At 57.3% G+C, this 15,107-nt stretch carries 15 protein-coding genes; 8 read left to right on the top strand and 7 right to left on the bottom strand.

Going from position 1 to position 15,107, the window contains the following annotated elements; all coding sequences use genetic code 11:
• Positions 1 to 179: 179 nt before the first annotated feature.
• From AC097W_RS20275 to AC097W_RS20265, 3 genes are all read left to right on the top strand, one after another.
• Positions 180 to 1,166, top strand: coding sequence for a porin (locus AC097W_RS20275; protein WP_479604452.1), 987 nt, complete (start codon positions 180 to 182; stop codon positions 1,164 to 1,166).
• A 243-nt stretch (positions 1,167 to 1,409) separates the two neighbouring features.
• Complete coding sequence (locus AC097W_RS20270; protein ID WP_479604451.1) at positions 1,410 to 2,393, top strand: porin; 984 nt, start codon at positions 1,410 to 1,412, stop codon at positions 2,391 to 2,393.
• A 261-nt stretch (positions 2,394 to 2,654) separates the two neighbouring features.
• A complete protein-coding gene (locus AC097W_RS20265) occupies positions 2,655 to 3,824 on the top strand; it encodes a porin (RefSeq protein WP_479604450.1) in 1,170 nt (389 codons plus the stop codon).
• Between the two features lie 68 nt (positions 3,825 to 3,892).
• Here AC097W_RS20265 and AC097W_RS20260 read toward each other — a convergent pair whose 3' ends face one another.
• Both AC097W_RS20260 and zwf read right to left on the bottom strand, forming a co-directional pair.
• Positions 3,893 to 4,741: a MurR/RpiR family transcriptional regulator gene (locus tag AC097W_RS20260; protein WP_479604449.1), complete on the bottom strand. Its 849-nt coding sequence runs from the start codon at positions 4,739 to 4,741 to the stop codon at positions 3,893 to 3,895.
• A gap of 2 nt (positions 4,742 to 4,743) precedes the next feature.
• A complete protein-coding gene (gene zwf, locus AC097W_RS20255) occupies positions 4,744 to 6,210 on the bottom strand; it encodes a glucose-6-phosphate dehydrogenase (protein WP_479604448.1) in 1,467 nt (488 codons plus the stop codon).
• Positions 6,211 to 6,307: 97 nt separating this feature from the next.
• Between zwf and tal the strand changes: the two genes are divergently transcribed.
• Both tal and pgi read left to right on the top strand, forming a co-directional pair.
• Complete coding sequence (tal, locus tag AC097W_RS20250; protein ID WP_479604447.1) at positions 6,308 to 7,255, top strand: transaldolase; 948 nt, start codon at positions 6,308 to 6,310, stop codon at positions 7,253 to 7,255.
• Positions 7,256 to 7,260: 5 nt separating this feature from the next.
• Complete coding sequence (gene pgi / locus AC097W_RS20245) at positions 7,261 to 8,856, top strand: glucose-6-phosphate isomerase (protein ID WP_479604446.1); 1,596 nt, start codon at positions 7,261 to 7,263, stop codon at positions 8,854 to 8,856.
• Positions 8,857 to 8,980: 124 nt separating this feature from the next.
• Here the strand turns inward: pgi and groL are convergent, their stop codons facing one another.
• Positions 8,981 to 10,633 carry a chaperonin GroEL gene (gene groL, locus AC097W_RS20240; protein WP_479604445.1) on the bottom strand — a complete coding sequence of 551 codons (1,653 nt, stop codon included), beginning with the start codon at positions 10,631 to 10,633 and terminating at the stop codon, positions 8,981 to 8,983.
• Positions 10,634 to 10,661: 28 nt separating this feature from the next.
• Entirely contained in the window at positions 10,662 to 10,952 is a 291-nt protein-coding gene (gene groES / locus AC097W_RS20235) for a co-chaperone GroES (protein ID WP_479604444.1), read from the bottom strand.
• Positions 10,953 to 11,318: 366 nt separating this feature from the next.
• Here groES and AC097W_RS20230 point away from each other — a divergent pair, with 366 nt between their 5' ends.
• Positions 11,319 to 11,840 carry a histidine phosphatase family protein gene (locus AC097W_RS20230; RefSeq protein ID WP_479604443.1) on the top strand — a complete coding sequence of 174 codons (522 nt, stop codon included), beginning with the start codon at positions 11,319 to 11,321 and terminating at the stop codon, positions 11,838 to 11,840.
• Between the two features lie 427 nt (positions 11,841 to 12,267).
• On the opposite strand, the gene AC097W_RS20225 is transcribed toward AC097W_RS20230, so the two are convergent.
• Complete coding sequence (locus AC097W_RS20225) at positions 12,268 to 12,744, bottom strand: DUF2244 domain-containing protein (RefSeq protein WP_479604442.1); 477 nt, start codon at positions 12,742 to 12,744, stop codon at positions 12,268 to 12,270.
• Between the two features lie 211 nt (positions 12,745 to 12,955).
• Here AC097W_RS20225 and AC097W_RS20220 point away from each other — a divergent pair, with 211 nt between their 5' ends.
• Positions 12,956 to 13,606 carry a hypothetical protein gene (locus tag AC097W_RS20220; RefSeq protein WP_479604441.1) on the top strand — a complete coding sequence of 217 codons (651 nt, stop codon included), beginning with the start codon at positions 12,956 to 12,958 and terminating at the stop codon, positions 13,604 to 13,606.
• Between the two features lie 60 nt (positions 13,607 to 13,666).
• Positions 13,667 to 13,888 (top strand): TIGR02450 family Trp-rich protein, encoded by a 222-nt coding sequence (locus AC097W_RS20215; protein ID WP_479604440.1) that lies wholly within the window; start codon positions 13,667 to 13,669, stop codon positions 13,886 to 13,888.
• 125 nt (positions 13,889 to 14,013) lie between these two features.
• On the opposite strand, the gene AC097W_RS20210 is transcribed toward AC097W_RS20215, so the two are convergent.
• A complete protein-coding gene (locus AC097W_RS20210; RefSeq protein WP_479604439.1) occupies positions 14,014 to 14,586 on the bottom strand; it encodes a DUF427 domain-containing protein in 573 nt (190 codons plus the stop codon).
• A 76-nt stretch (positions 14,587 to 14,662) separates the two neighbouring features.
• Complete coding sequence (locus AC097W_RS20205; protein ID WP_479604438.1) at positions 14,663 to 14,965, bottom strand: DUF2007 domain-containing protein; 303 nt, start codon at positions 14,963 to 14,965, stop codon at positions 14,663 to 14,665.
• Positions 14,966 to 15,107 lie beyond the last annotated feature (142 nt).

Below are 15,107 nucleotides of genomic sequence, written 5' to 3'. Positions count from 1 at the left end.
GTTACTTTTTAGCTACAAAAACGGGTTTACACCTATTCTTTTGCATTTTTTCATAGTGTTTGCTTTGAAAATTAAGTCGGGTCTGGTTCAATAGGCCTAACTTCCTCAACAGGGAGGTTGGCCCGGGGTCCCGAATACTTCGTACCGGAGCCCTTTGTTTAACCTTGGAGTATTTTCAAATGAAAAAGACACTTATCGCCCTGGCCGTTCTGGCTGCTTCTGGCGCTTCTTTCGCTCAAGTCACCATCACTGGTAACCTGACCATGGGCTACCAAGCCAACACCACTGGTGGTGTGAATTCTTCTACCGACTCCGCTGGTTTCGGTGTTGATACTTCCGAAATCGACTTCATGGCTACTGAAGACCTCGGCGGCGGCATGAAAGCCACTGCCAAGATGGCTCTGGCCGGTGCTGATCGCAGCGGTGAGTCCGGCAACGGTACGGCTACTGGTCGTGACGCTTCCCTGGCTCTGTCTTCCAGCGTTGGCACATTCACTTTGGCTACTGCCAAAGGTGCTGATTACCTGTCGGCCGGCATTGCTGGTGTGGGCGCGTACTACTCCGGTTTTGACGGTAAGGTTCTGAATGCACGCAGCAGCCGTGATTCCGTGACCTTCGCAGTCCCAGTTGGCGCATTCACTCTGGCTGCTGCTTACGAAGAAGCCGCAACCGGTCTCGGCCTTGGCTTGGGCACCACGGGCGACGCAGCCATCACTGGCCAAAGCCGTTCGAGCCTGTCTGGCACTTACAGCCAGGGTCCTATCGCTGCGAACATCAAATACCTGTCGTACAGCGCCAATGCCAACGCCAAGTACAAGGACGAGACCCGCGCGTCTGGTTCTTATGACTTCGGCGTTGCCAAGGTCGGCTTGGGTGCTGTTGTTACCAACTCTGGTCTGAATGCTGGTGGCAAAGCTACCGATTACCTGTTGGGCGTGTCGGCTCCTTTGGGCGCTGTGACTTTGGGTGCACAGTTCGTGTCGCGCAAGATCGACGACAACGCGTTCACTGGCCAAGGTACAGGCACCATCACTGGTACCGCTATCGAAGCTGACTACGCTTTGAGCAAGCGCACCAAGGTGATTGCTAACTACGCTCGTTGGACTGCTGTTAACGGCAACGACGCATCTACCCAAGCTCAAGTGCTGTTGTCGCACTCGTTCTAAAGACGACGCGTAGCCAGGACCTGCGTGGGCAGGCATGGCTACCGAGGACAGGTTAACAAATTGTTGCATTTGGACAACGAAAAAGGGGCGCTTGCGTCCCTTTTTTGCGTTTGCGTAGGGCTTTCCTTTGCCAAACCCCAAGACGTCTGTTGCAATACACCTAACTTCCTGAACTAGGAGGTTGGCCCGGGGTCCCGAACACTTCGTACCGGAGCCCTTTGTTTAACCTTGGAGTATTTTTAAATGAAAAAGACACTAATCGCTTTGGCCGTTCTGGCTGCTTCCGGCGCTTCCTTCGCTCAAGTGACCATCACTGGCTCTTTGGCCATGGGTTACAAAGCCACTACATCATCAGCTGCTGGTGACAAATCTGGTCTTGGTGTTGATACTTCCGAAATCGACTTCATGGCTACCGAAGACCTCGGCGGCGGCATGAAGGCCACTGCAAAGATGGGCTTGGCTGGCGCTGACCGTAGCGGTGAGTCCGGCAACGGTACCGTTGGTGGCCGTGATGCCAGCTTGGTCTTGACCGGTGGTTTTGGTGCAGTTGCGCTGACAGCTACTCGTTCCGCTGACTACCTGTCTGGCGGCCTGTCCGGCGTGGCTGGCATTGGCTTTGACGAAAAAGTCTTTGGCGCTCGCCGTAGTGCTGACGCCATCAGCTACTCTGTGCCAGTTGGTCCTGTCAGCCTGACTCTGCAACACCAAGAGAACAACATCGCTACCACCCCCGGTTCTGGTGGTCTGGGCATCGGTGCTACTGGTTCTTCCGCTCAGCGCCTGAATGTCATCAGCGCCACCTACGCTCCTGGCAAGTTGGCTGCGAACATCCAGTATCTGTCGTATGACAACCGCATCAACGGCGTTGGTAGCACTACAGCTGATTACGTGACACGTGCTAACGGTAACTACGACTTCGGCATGGCCAAGCTGGGTCTGGGCTACTCCCAAGCCAATTACTCTAATGGCGGAACTGCCAAAGAAGCCTTGGTTGGCGTGTCCGTGCCTTTGGGTGCTGTGACACTTGGCGCGCAGTGGGGTCAGCGCAAAGTTGATGATTCAACAACAGCTGCGATTCCAAATGGAACTTTTAACGGCTCAGGCCTGAATGCAGCGTACGCACTGAGCAAGCGCACCAGCATCGTTGGCATGTATGCTCGTTGGGACGTGCCTGCTGCTGCTTCCGCTTCGACCGAAGCCAGCGTTCTGGTTATCCACAACTTCTAATCTGACGCTAGCGTAAGCTAGCTTGTCGACTAGATCTAAAAGCCCCGCTGCAGCAATGCAGCGGGGCTTTTTTTCATGGTGGACAACATGAAGAAAAGATCGTTGTTCAGCAGCAACTTGCAGTGCAGATTTTTAACGTCATCCACACTTACCCCAATGCGATTTGGCTAGTACACCGGGAGAATGCACCTGGCCCCAAGCGAAGCAGTTTTCTGCTGCTTTGTTTTGTGATTCCCGAACTTCCATTTTGCGAAAACTGATATGAAAAAAACACTCACCGCGCTAGCTGTCATGGCGCTTTCTGGCGCTTCCTTTGCGCAGGTCACCATTTCAGGTACGCTGGTCATGGGTTACAAGGCCACCACCTCCAGCGGTACCAGCCGTGTCGTTCATCCACTCTTTCCTGTGGTGATCAACGCCGCAACTTCAGGTGTAGATGCTTCCGGCCTGGGTGTTGACACCTCCGAAATCGACTTCACGGTTAACGAGGATTTGGGCGGCGGGCAGAAAATTGAGGCCAAGCTGGCATTTGCGGGTGCTGATCGCAGTGGCGAATCAGGCAATGGAAATGTGACTGGCCGCGACGCGACCCTGTCGTACACCAATAATTCCTTTGGCCGTATCCAAATGGGTACCACCATGGCCGCGGCGATTCACAGTGGCATTCCCTCTGCGGGCGCGCCGGTGATCGATATGGATGGCAAGCTGTTCGAAATACGCACCAGCAGCGACTACATCAGCTACGCAGCGCCGATTGGCCCCGTCATTTTTGTTTACAAACTCGCTGAATCGTCTAAAGGCATTGGGCTTGGCCTAGGCACCAGCGGAACAGCGGGAAACCCGGTTGGCCAGCGCTCCAGCGATTTTGCTTTGGTCTATGGCAAAGGTCCTCTGCAATTGGTGGGAGCCTACCGCTCATATGACAACCGCAACTCTGCAACCATCGCGTCTGCGGATGGGCTGACCAAAGACACGGTGTATGTTTTTCAGGCGGGTTACGATGCCGGCGTTGCCAAGTTTGGGTTTGGCTATAACTACGCAACCGCTTCAATCGGTCCCAAAGTTGCGGACATGCTGCTGGGCGTTTCGGTGCCGGTGGGCGCCTGGACATTGGGTATGACTTTGGGACGGGCTACAGCCTCTGGCGTTGCTGACGCTGCAACGACTGTGTTTCCATCTGCCCCCGCCCAATTCTTGAGTCAGGCAAGTATCAAGTCATTTATGCAACTGGCGGACGGAACCGCGAGCAGCATGAGCGTCGGGGCCAAGTATGACTTTAGCAAGCGTACCAATCTGACCATGCGCTACGCCACGTGGACGCGTAGCGGATATGAGCAGTTTGAAGCGTTTGGCAAGACTGGCAATCTGGGTGAGTTCGGTTACACAGCCAATGCGAACGAAGCCAGCATTTTGCTGTCGCACTCCTTCTAACACCGCCGCTGGCTTGTGCCAGCATGTGACAGCGAAAAAGCCCTGACCGAAAACGGTCCGGGCTTTTTTTATGCGTACCGCTTGTTGCGCAAGTTGTGCTTCATCTCGCTCAAAAACGGCTGCAGAGTAGCACTACCAATGCGCAGCGCTACGCAGGTGGCCAGAATGTCGATGATCAGCAGGTGCAGCAGGCGCGAAACCATGGGGCTGTATTTGTCAAAGCCTTCCGGGTGGTCTGCGCTGAGGTGAATATTTCCAGCGCTGGCCAGTGGTGAGCCGCTGGCGGTAATGACGATGGTGGTTGCGCCGTTCTTGCGGGCAATATCGCAGGCGTCCATCAGGTCACGCGTGCGCCCGGAGTTGCTGATGACGACCACGCAGTCACCGGGCCCCAGAATGGATGCGCTCATCACCTGCATGTGGCCGTCGCTGTAGGCGTTGGCGTTGATGCCCAGGCGAAAAAACTTGTGTTGCGCGTCTTGCGCCACGATGCCCGAGTTACCCACCCCAAAAAACTGGATCTGTTTTTTGGCCTGGTAGGCCGCCACCAGTGCGGCTGCGGCTTTTTCAATTGACACGCTGCTGGCATCGTTGCGGTACTTCAAGAAGGCCGCCACGGTGTTGTCGATAACCTTGACCATGATGTCGCTGGTTTTGTCATCCACATCCACGCTGCGGTGTATGAACGGCACACCTTCGTTCACCGTGCCGGCCAGCTTGCGTTTGAAGTCTGACAGGCCGTCGTAGCCCACGCTGCGACAAAAGCGCACCACGGTTGGCTTGCTCACATGCGACCGGTCCGCCAGTTCACTCACCGGCAGTTTGGCAAAAGCACGCGGGTCGGCCAGACACAGCCTGCCCACGCGTTGCTCGGCAGGGGCAAGGGATGGCAGCGCGGCCTGGATTCGGTCCAACATGGTTAATTTTCTTCCGACCAGCAAAAACCATCGCGTGCAATCATGGCGCTGGAAGCACTTGGCCCCCAGGTGCCGGCCGCGTAGGGGCGTGGGCCTTGTGCATCGTTGGCCCAGTAATCCAGTATGGGTTCCACCCAACGCCAGGCTTCTTCCTGCTCGTCGCTGCGCACAAACAGGTTCAGGCGGCCGTCAATCACGTCCAGCAGCAGGCGCTCATAGGCGCCTACACGTTCCGAGCCAAAGCGTTTGTCAAAGTCCAGGTCCAGTTGCACCGGAGCGAGTGACTGCGCTGCCGCAGGGCGGCTCTGGCGGTTGGTTTGACCTTGCGCCAGCAGGTGCAGCTCCAGCCCGTCTTTGGGTTGCAGGTTGATGACCAGGCGATTGGCGACATCGATATTCGAGTTGAAAATTGCGTGTGGCGTGGGCCGAAAGTTCACCACAATGCGCGCGTCGCGGCCCGCCAGTCGCTTGCCCGTGCGGATGTAGAACGGTACACCGGCCCAGCGCCAATTGGCAATCTCCGTACGCAGCGCAACAAAGGTTTCGGTATGGCTCTGGGGATTGACGCCCGGTTCCTCCTTGTAGGCGGGCACCTTGATGCCACCGCTGGTTCCGCTGGTGTACTGGCCCCGGATAACATCCTGCGCAAGCGATTCCTGGGTCCACGGCTTAAGCGAGCGCAACACCTTGAGCTTCTCGTCGCGAATGGCGTCCGCATGCGAGTTGATGGGCGGTTCCATGCCAATGGCGCAGAGCAATTGCAATGCGTGGTTTTGCACCATGTCCCGCAGGGCGCCAGTGGTTTCGTAGAAGGCGCCGCGGCTCTCCACACCCAGGTCTTCGGCAATCGTGATTTGAATATTGGCAATGTGTTCGCGCCGCCACAGGGGTTCGAACAAAGCATTGCCAAAACGCAGCGCAAACAGGTTTTGAACGGCTGGTTTGCCCAGGTAATGGTCGATGCGGAAGACCTGCTTCTCTTCAAAAAACTGGCGCACCGTGCGGTTGATGGCCCGGTTGGAGGCCAGGTCGTGGCCCAAGGGTTTTTCCAGAACGATACGGGTCTTGGGTGTGTTCAGCCCCGAGGCGGCCAACTGCTCGCATATGGTGGTGAACAAAGCGGGCGCAGTGGCCAGGTACATGACCACAGTATCGGCATTGCGGGCTTGCAGACGGGTGGCCAGGCGGGTGTAGTCGTCGGGCTTGGAGAGGTCCATGCGAACAAACTCGATCAGCGCCGCAAAGCGGGCGAATTCCTCGCTGCTGGGGCGCTTGGCCAGCTCCACCTTGTCGAAGCGGGACTGCATGAGCGTGCGGTACTGGTCGTCGCTCAGGTCGTCGCGGCCCACGCCGATAATGCGGCCGCCTTCAGGCAGTGAGCCATGGCGAAAGGCCTGAAACAGCGCGGGCATCAATTTGCGCCACGCCAGGTCACCGGTACCACCAAACAAGACAAGATCAAAGCTCATGGTTTCATAGTTACATAAAAAAGGTCGTTGTAATGTAACTTTGTTTCATCGATAATTCAAGTTCCATTTTTAACTTCGACTGTCTGGCGCTGCCCACATGAACCAACTCGACGCACTCAAACAATTCACCACCGTGGTGGCCGATACAGGCGACTTCAAGCAGCTGGCCCAATTCCAACCAACGGACGCTACGACGAACCCGTCGCTGATCCTGAAGGCGGTGCAAAAGCTGGACTACGCGCCTTTGCTCCGTGACACTGTCGACCAGTTTCGGGGTCGTCCAATGGACGAGGTGATGGACCGGCTGCTGGTGCGCTTTGGCTGTGAAATATTGGCGCTGATTCCCGGGCGTGTCTCCACCGAAGTGGACGCGCGCTTGAGCTTCAATACCAGTGCAACCGTAGCACGAGGCGAGCGGTTGATTGAGCTGTACCAGGCGCAGGATATCCACATTGACCGGGTCCTGATCAAGGTCGCGGCGACCTGGGAGGGCATTCAAGCGGCAGAGCAGTTGGAGCGCAAGGGCATTCACACCAATTTGACGCTCCTGTTCTCTTTTTGCCAGGCGGTGGCCTGCGGTCAGGCCAATGTGCGGCTCATCTCGCCTTTTGTGGGCCGCATTTACGACTGGTACAAGAAATCAGCCGGGCCGGCTTGGGTGGAGGCCGACAACGCACTGGCCAATGACCCCGGGGTGAAGTCGGTCAAGCACATCTACAACTACTACAAGAAGTTCGGCATCGCTACCGAGGTCATGGGTGCAAGCTTTCGCAACGCAGGCCAGATCACGGCACTGGCCGGCTGCGACCTGCTCACCATCAGCCCGGATCTGCTGGCCACGCTGGCCGCCTCCGATGCACCGCTGCAACGCGCTTTGAGCAGTGCAGCCGCGCAGCAGAGCACGCTGGAGCACGTCTATTTCGATGAAAGCGCCTTCCGACTGGCCCTGAATGAAGACGCTATGGCTACCGAAAAACTGGCTGAAGGCATTCGCGCATTTTGCGCCGATGCGGTGAAGCTGGAACAATTGATGCGGGGGGTCTGAACGCCATGACACGTACCCGTTGTGACCGTACCCCTGCCTGGGGCAAACTCCAGGCTGCGTTTGACGCCCAGGGCCAGGCATTTGACCTGCGCACCGCCTTTGCGGGCGACGCAACCCGTTTCGAGCGCTTCAGCCAAAGCGCCCCCCATGTGTTTGCCGACCTGTCCAAAAACCGGGTCGATGCGGCAACACAAGAACTGCTCTTGCAACTGGCACGCGAGTGCGGCGTTGAAGCGCACCGCGATGCCCTGTTTGCGGGTGAAGCCATCAACACCACCGAGCAACGCGCCGTCATGCACTGGTTGTTGCGTTATCCGGCTGTAGCCCCCGCAGATATTGCGCAGTCAGCTATTAAAACCGTAGCACCGCAGTTGTCGCAGGTGCATGCCACGCTGGACGCGATGCTGGCCTATGCCGAGCAGGTGCGCGCCGACGACGCCATCACCGACGTGGTGAACATCGGCATTGGCGGCTCCGACCTGGGGCCGCAAATGGCGGTGCTGGCGCTGGACGCATTTGCGATTGCTGGAAAGCGTTTTCACTTTGTCTCGAATGTGGACGGGCACGAACTGGCCGCCACTTTGAAGCGCGTCAAGCCCGAGAGCACGCTGTTCCTGATTGCCAGCAAGACATTCACCACCATCGAGACCATGACCAACGCGCAGTCCGCCAAGGCGTGGTTTGCGGCGAATGGCGGCACCGATACGGCACGGCACTTTGCCGCGCTGACCACCAATGTGGCGGCGGCCAATGTATTTGGCATTACCACGACCTTTGGTTTTTGGGATTGGGTGGGCGGGCGTTACTCGCTGTGGTCGGCCATTGGCCTGCCACTGGCCATTGCCATTGGAGCGCAAGGGTTTCGCGAATTTCTGGGCGGCGCGCACGACATGGACCAGCACTTCCGCACGGCGCCACTGGAGAGCAACCTGCCCGTGCGCCTGGCGCTCATCGACGTCTGGTACCGCAACTTTCATGGCTTTACCAGCCGCAGCATTGCGCCGTACCACAGCGCCTTGCGCCGCCTGCCGGCCTATCTGCAGCAACTGGAGATGGAAAGCAACGGCAAGCGGGTGGATACCCAAGGCCAGCCGCTCCCGTATGGCACGTCGCCTGTGTTGTGGGGCGAGCCCGGTACCAACGGACAGCACGCCTACTTTCAAATGCTGCATCAGGGCACCGACGTGGTCCCGGTAGAGTTTGTTGCCGTGAAGAAACCCCGGCACGATCTGCCCGGGCACCACACCCTGCTGCTGGCCAACGTGCTGGCGCAGGCACAGGCACTGATGGTGGGCCAGAGTGACCCGGATACGGTGGGTGAGGGGGGCGGCGAAGGCCCTCGGCGTTTTACCGGCAACCGCCCCAGCACCTTCTTGTTGCTCGACGATCTGACACCCGCCAGCCTGGGCGCGCTGATCGCCCTGCAGGAGCACCGCGTGTTTGTGAGCGGTGCCATCTGGGGTATCAACAGCTTTGACCAGTGGGGGGTTGAGCTGGGAAAGGTGCTGGCCAAGGATGTGGAAGCCCGGCTTGTCAGTGGTGACGCAGCAGGGCTGGACGGCTCCACCGCCGGTTTGCTGGCGAAATTAAGAGCCAAATAGGCCGCTAGCCCCCGCGGAATATGCGCAGGCAGCTATAAAAAAGAGAGCAATAAAAAACCCGCAAGGTTCGCACCTTGCGGGTTTTTTTTTGGCATGAGGGCTCGCGCCCTCAGGCAAGAAGCAATTACATGCCCATGCCGCCCATGCCGCCCATTCCACCCATATCGCCACCACCCATGCCGCCGCCAGCTCCTTCAGCCTTTGGGGCTTCAGCAACCATGCACTCGGTGGTCAACATCAAAGAGGCCACAGACGCTGCGTTTTGCAGAGCCGTGCGGGTCACTTTGGTGGGGTCCAAAATACCCATTTCGATCATGTCGCCGTAGGTGTCGTTGGCCGCATTGAAGCCGTAGTTGCCCTTGCCGGCCATCACAGCGTTCACCACCACAGACGCTTCGCCGCCAGCATTGAACACGATCTCGCGCAGTGGCGCTTCGATGGCTTTCAACACCAGTGCAATGCCGTGGTCCTGGTCCGAGTTGGAACCCTTGATCACGCCAGCAGTCTGCTTGGCGCGCAACAGAGCCACGCCGCCGCCGGCAACAATGCCTTCTTCCACTGCAGCGCGGGTAGCGTGCAGGGCGTCTTCAACGCGGGCTTTCTTCTCTTTCATTTCGACTTCGGTGGCAGCGCCAACCTTGATCACGGCAACACCGCCAGCCAACTTGGCCACGCGCTCTTGCAGTTTTTCACGGTCGTAGTCGGAAGTCGCTTCTTCGATTTGCACGCGAACTTGCTTCACGCGGGCTTCGATGTCAGCAGCAGCGCCAGCACCGTCGATGATGATGGTGTTTTCTTTGCCCACTTCGATACGCTTGGCAGAGCCGAGGTCAGCCAAAGTCACTTTTTCCAGCGACAGGCCGATTTCTTCAGCAATAACCTTGCCGCCAGTCAGGATGGCGATGTCTTCCAGCATGGCCTTGCGACGATCGCCGAAGCCTGGAGCCTTGACAGCCACAACCTTCAGGATACCGCGCAAGGTGTTCACGACCAAAGTTGCGAGGGCTTCGCCATCGACATCTTCAGCAATGATCAGCAGGGGACGACCAGCCTTGGCAACTTGCTCCAGGGTAGGCAGCAGGTCACGGATGTTGCTGATCTTCTTGTCGAACAACAGAACAAACGGGTTGTCCAGCAAAGCGGCTTGCTTTTCTGGGTTGTTGATGAAGTAAGGCGACAGGTAGCCGCGGTCAAACTGCATGCCTTCAACCACTTCGAGTTCGGATTCCAGCGACTTGCCGTCTTCAACGGTAATAACGCCTTCTTTGCCGACTTTGTCCATTGCGTCAGCAATGATCTTGCCGATGGTCTCGTCGCTGTTAGCGGAGATGGAGCCAACTTGCGCGATTTCTTTGGACGTGGTGGTGGCTTTGGAAGCCTTCTTCAACTCGGCAACCAGAACGGTAACCGCTTTGTCGATACCGCGCTTCAGGTCCATGGGGTTCATGCCAGCAGCCACGTACTTCATGCCTTCGTGCACGATGGCCTGGGCCAGCACGGTAGCAGTGGTAGTGCCGTCACCAGCGATGTCGGATGTCTTGGAAGCAACTTCCTTGACCATCTGCGCACCCATGTTTTGCAGCTTGTCTTTGAGTTCGATTTCTTTGGCAACGGACACACCGTCCTTGGTCACGGTAGGGGCGCCGAACGAGCGCTCCAGAACCACGTTACGGCCTTTAGGGCCCAGGGTCACTTTGACCGCGTTGGCCAAAATGTTCACGCCTTCAACCATGCGTGCGCGGGCTTCGCCGCCGAAAATTACGTCTTTTGCTGCCATGTTTATGACTCCGAATTCAGTTAATTAATTACTTCTCGACCACTGCAAAAAGGTCGTCTTCTTTCATGACCAACAACTCGTCGCCGTCGACCTTGACGGTCTGGCCGCTGTATTTGCCGAACAAAACGCGGTCACCGACCTTGACGTTCATGGCAATCAGGTCACCCTTGTCGTTCTTCTTGCCTGGGCCAACAGCCAAGACTTCACCTTGATCAGGCTTTTCAGCAGCGCTGTCAGGAATGACGATGCCAGAGGCAGTTTTAGTTTCGTTTTCGACGCGTTTGACAATCACGCGGTCTGCCAGAGGGCGCAGTTTCATGAGGAATCTCCTTGGTTTAAAACAGGGGTCGCGCGCCAACCTGAAGAAGTTGGTGCACATTAACTTGTGGGGCCAAGCGCTGTTAGCACTCAACTCCTACGAGTGCTAATGATAAGGCCTTTTCAGGCGATTTCAAGTCCCTGGCGGTTGTCGCTGCGAGCCACTGCGAAAGGCTGGACGCCCCCAGCAGTCAGAACAGCTTGTTCGACACCGCCACGCCACGATTGACCACCGCATCCGCGGCGCCGCGTTGACTCAAAGTATTTTTGAAGGGGAATAGACCCCTGCAGAAGCAGCCCTTTCCAGCTCTGAAAAAATGCGGGGATGACTATTTATCACCCATTGCTTCGCTGCTTGGCCACTTTTATGTTGGGTATTGTGGGCGCTCTGCCCGTCGTTGCCCAGAGCGTCGAGGCCCGCCTTTCGTCCGGTAGCGTCATCTTGTTGCGCCATGCCTTGGCACCCGGGGTTGGCGACCCCGAGCATCTGGACCTCAATGATTGCCGTACCCAGCGCAACCTGAGCGAAGAGGGACGCGCGCAAGCGCAGCGAATTGGCGCATTTTTTCGGCAACAAGGCGTGCCGGTGAGTGGGGTCTGGTCGTCGCAATGGTGCCGAACCCGGGAAACGGCAGACCTGGCCTTCCCCGGAAAACGGGTAGACCAAGCCGCCTTCAATTCATTCTTCGGAGAGCCCGATGCCGCGCCTGCCCAAACGCGCGAGGCGCGGGCCCTGCTGGACGCGTGGCGTGGCGACGGGCTTTTGGTGGTGGTAACCCACCAAGTGAACATTACTGCCTTAACCGGCGTCGTTCCAGCGTCCGGCGAGGCGGTGGTGCTTCGCCGACAAGCCGGCGCCTGGGCGACCGTGGGGCGCATTTCACCTTAGCGCGCATCCGGACAACTCACATCCGTTTTGCCCACCACACGCCCACGACGGAACCTCTGCCAATGGGGCATGCCCTGCCCTCTTGTTACAGAAGGAATAGTCCCAGTGGTTGTAGTGCGGGGTGCAGACGCGGAGATGGGTAAAACTTCGTTCATGCCAGAACATGCCGCGAAGCGTTGTGACTGAGGGGCTGCATACCGATGGGATGTTTCGCTCATCCATGCGCGACGCCACACGGACGACTGCGAGGCATACTATCTGCGCTTTTCGCTATTCATTAGATAGCGTCTTACGCATATTGCACGGGGGCTATAGCCCGATTTTGTCTTCAATCAACCTGGCATCACACCAGCAATACGTTAACGCGCTGGTTGTGTAGCATTTGTCGATCAGTTTCATGCGTTGGCAGGACAAGTCCGTCCCGCATTCAAGTCGTGCGCAACGCCATTCGAATCTCGCGTGCCAGCACCTGCCGCAGCTCGGGCCGCACATAACGACCTATCCTGACGGTCTTGCCTTGGCCCGACAACTGGATCAAAGACCGCTCGCAGGCCCCGGGCTCTACGCGCACCCAACTGCTGTGGAACTCCGATCGCTCCAACTTACCTCCACGCTCCAACTCGACCACCAGTCGACCATCGTGCAACACAATGGTTTCACCATCGGTTGCGTGACGTACCACCATCACAAAGGACACTGCCAAAACCAGCAGCTCCAACAGTGCGAAAGGGAAGATCAACGTGGCACCCTGGGACCAAAAAAATCCTGAAATACCCAGGGATATGGCAGAGAGTGACAAAAATACGGCACCAAGCTGTGCCGGCGTAACTGCGCAGTTGCGCCGTAAAAACCACTGAACGTGGTGCCCCTGAACGGTTGCAAACCGGAAAACCAGATTTGTCATGCGTCTTACCTGCATCGCCCTAACCCGCCGGGCGTTTAACAGACCCAGGGATATGCCATGGTCTTGATCGCGGATTTTAGTCAAACGACCTCACCCTGCCTGGCGGTAGGACATAGCGCATCCAACGGCGTTAGCCTAAACTGACACCTCGTCTGTAAACTGCAAGCGTGTGGGTCAAATACGGTTTTGCAACAAAGTCGTCGGAGTTGTTATGTCTCTTTCCCCTGCCACTCTTTCTTCCATCCAACAAGCGGGTCAAGCCCTGCACGATGCAACGCTCGCGGTCGGCGACAGCGTGCGTGACGGTGCTAAGCGCATGGTGGCCACCATCGCCAATCAGCCATTCCATTCTGATAGCGACAGGGCTTTCGCGAGATTCCGGGCGTTGGCGAAACTAGCACATGACCTTCAGTCATTGGAAGAGCAGTTGCGCACCCTGTACAACACCGCCTCAGAGCTGGTATCACAAGATCTGGATGTCTTGGTGGCCTTGCCGGACCCAACTGGTCGCGGCCGCAAAAAGGTGCAGATGGTTGAAAAAACCTCATCTGCCGCTGCGAATCAAATTCAGGAAGCCGAAGATGCCGTGGTGAAGGTGGCAACAACACGAAAGGTCAAGAGCAACGGCAAGCGCAAAGTGTCCAAGCCAGACAAAGCGCAGCACCTGACCGCAAACGACAACACGCTGCTGCGGTACTTGCAAAAATCATTGCGTGCAGATCATTGGACGAAATTGACTGGCTCCACGATTGCCCGGGGCGCTGGTATGGCTCTGGGCAGCGTTGGAGTGTCTTTGAATAGGCTGGTTGCGCATGGGTTGGTCAGCAAGGGAGACCAGGGACGCTACCGTTTATTGCCCTGACCAAGTGCAGATTCCAGCGAAATCCACCACCCATTCCAATCGACACCCGATCACTTATAAATGAATATTTTGCAATCAAACAAATTGCTGCTGTCGAAGTGGACTGCAGTGAAGCCAGTCGCAAAGGAAAAGCACTTTCTGGTTTCAAAAGTGGTCGAACCTGAACTCGATGGAGAAAAGTTCGAGTGGATTGACTTGGAGGCTGTTCACTCCAGATTGACACGCCGGATCAAATGGCGAGAACTTCAGGATGAAACCCAGTGGCTTCGCGGCTGGGTTTGATGGCCTGACCCCGCTGGTCGTTCTTCTGCACTATCGCGGGTATGGCAGCCAAGTGGTTTATCGACCTTCAAACGTCGTGTTTCAGACGCCGACGGTCGAAGCGAGATGTGTCTATCCAGGGACCGCTACCAGGCACTGCTTGCGGGGTCGCCCTTAAACGGTCCCGCCAAGTCCGGCGTAATCCAGCCGCCATAGAAGCCGCCGGGTTGTGGCCGCACCACCGCCCCGTCTACCGTGCAACTCAAACTACCAGGGTAAAAAGCGACGCAAGCTGCCAACGCCTCAGCGCCTGCCAGCGGGCGCGGGTAGCTCCAAGCGACGCCGTCCAGGCGATTGTTGCCATTGACCAGCGACCAATACTGCGCAGGCCCCTTCCACTCGCAAAAAGAGCTACCGGACTGTTGCTGCAGCAGGTGTTCAGCCACATCCGCCCAAGGCAGATAGAAACTGGGTGGGTGGGATGTCTCCAACACTTTGATTGCGCGGCGGGTGCGGGCAACCTCGAGCTCGCCCCAGCGGATGACCACTTCCCGCGTGTCAGGCGCGAGCTGCGGTGGTCGGGGAAAGTCCCATACGGAGGTTTGACCGGGCCGAGGCGTCTGCGCAAATGGTGGGCGGGCTTGGCCGCGCCACTGCCAGTGGTCGCGGGCGGATTGGAGCCAGTTGGGGGTTGGGGTAACCGTGGAGCTATCAGCCATAAGAAGCCACGCTTTCTAGTTGCAGTTGAAGCAGCCATTGTCTAACCGTTGGGCTTAGGCGGCCTCGGCATGCTGTCTACTGCGGCATGGGGGTGGAGCAACTCCAGCATTCCTCAAATCCGCCTTCCACGATTTCGCCGCATGCGCAAGTCCAGCGTCGCTGGCGCACATGCTGAAAGTCAAAAAGCACCTGGCGGGCTCGCGTCTCCTGTTCCGGATGTTTGATCCAGACCTCCGGCAGACACTGATCGGGCGGCAACTCGCCAGAAGCGCTACCCAGGTATTGACGTTGAACATTGGCATCAATGCCCTCGCCTTTGAGTACATCCGTCCACAGTGTCGCCATGGCCAGTGTGGGAGCTTGGGTGATACGCAGCATGGTGCTCAGGTTACCCCATATCCAGCAGGCTGCCCTATTGTTTCTAATTCCGCAATGTATCGATGCTGAAAAGGCTATTTCTCTTTGTCTGTAGAAATTTTAAAGTTCACCCATCGACGAGACGAAACGCTAAACGCCCCTT

Source organism: Rhodoferax sp. GT1R46 (assembly GCF_056521285.1).
The sequence above is the reverse complement of the archived record's forward strand: the minus strand, read 5'-3'. Positions and strand labels throughout refer to the sequence as shown.

Bases quoted from the DNA above. Each gene is read 5' to 3' on its own strand.
- AC097W_RS20275 (WP_479604452.1), top strand. From the start codon at position 180: ATGAAAAAGACACTTATCGCCCTGGCCGTTCTGGCTGCTTCTGGCGCT.
- AC097W_RS20270 (WP_479604451.1), top strand. From the start codon at position 1,410: ATGAAAAAGACACTAATCGCTTTGGCCGTTCTGGCTGCTTCCGGCGCT.
- AC097W_RS20265 (WP_479604450.1), top strand. From the start codon at position 2,655: ATGAAAAAAACACTCACCGCGCTAGCTGTCATGGCGCTTTCTGGCGCT.
- AC097W_RS20260 (WP_479604449.1), bottom strand. From the start codon at position 4,741: ATGTTGGACCGAATCCAGGCCGCGCTGCCATCCCTTGCCCCTGCCGAG.
- zwf (WP_479604448.1), bottom strand. From the start codon at position 6,210: ATGAGCTTTGATCTTGTCTTGTTTGGTGGTACCGGTGACCTGGCGTGG.
- tal (WP_479604447.1), top strand. From the start codon at position 6,308: ATGAACCAACTCGACGCACTCAAACAATTCACCACCGTGGTGGCCGAT.
- pgi (WP_479604446.1), top strand. From the start codon at position 7,261: ATGACACGTACCCGTTGTGACCGTACCCCTGCCTGGGGCAAACTCCAG.
- groL (WP_479604445.1), bottom strand. From the start codon at position 10,633: ATGGCAGCAAAAGACGTAATTTTCGGCGGCGAAGCCCGCGCACGCATG.
- groES (WP_479604444.1), bottom strand. From the start codon at position 10,952: ATGAAACTGCGCCCTCTGGCAGACCGCGTGATTGTCAAACGCGTCGAA.
- AC097W_RS20230 (WP_479604443.1), top strand. From the start codon at position 11,319: ATGTTGGGTATTGTGGGCGCTCTGCCCGTCGTTGCCCAGAGCGTCGAG.
- AC097W_RS20225 (WP_479604442.1), bottom strand. From the start codon at position 12,744: ATGACAAATCTGGTTTTCCGGTTTGCAACCGTTCAGGGGCACCACGTT.
- AC097W_RS20220 (WP_479604441.1), top strand. From the start codon at position 12,956: ATGTCTCTTTCCCCTGCCACTCTTTCTTCCATCCAACAAGCGGGTCAA.
- AC097W_RS20215 (WP_479604440.1), top strand. From the start codon at position 13,667: ATGAATATTTTGCAATCAAACAAATTGCTGCTGTCGAAGTGGACTGCA.
- AC097W_RS20210 (WP_479604439.1), bottom strand. From the start codon at position 14,586: ATGGCTGATAGCTCCACGGTTACCCCAACCCCCAACTGGCTCCAATCC.
- AC097W_RS20205 (WP_479604438.1), bottom strand. From the start codon at position 14,965: ATGCTGCGTATCACCCAAGCTCCCACACTGGCCATGGCGACACTGTGG.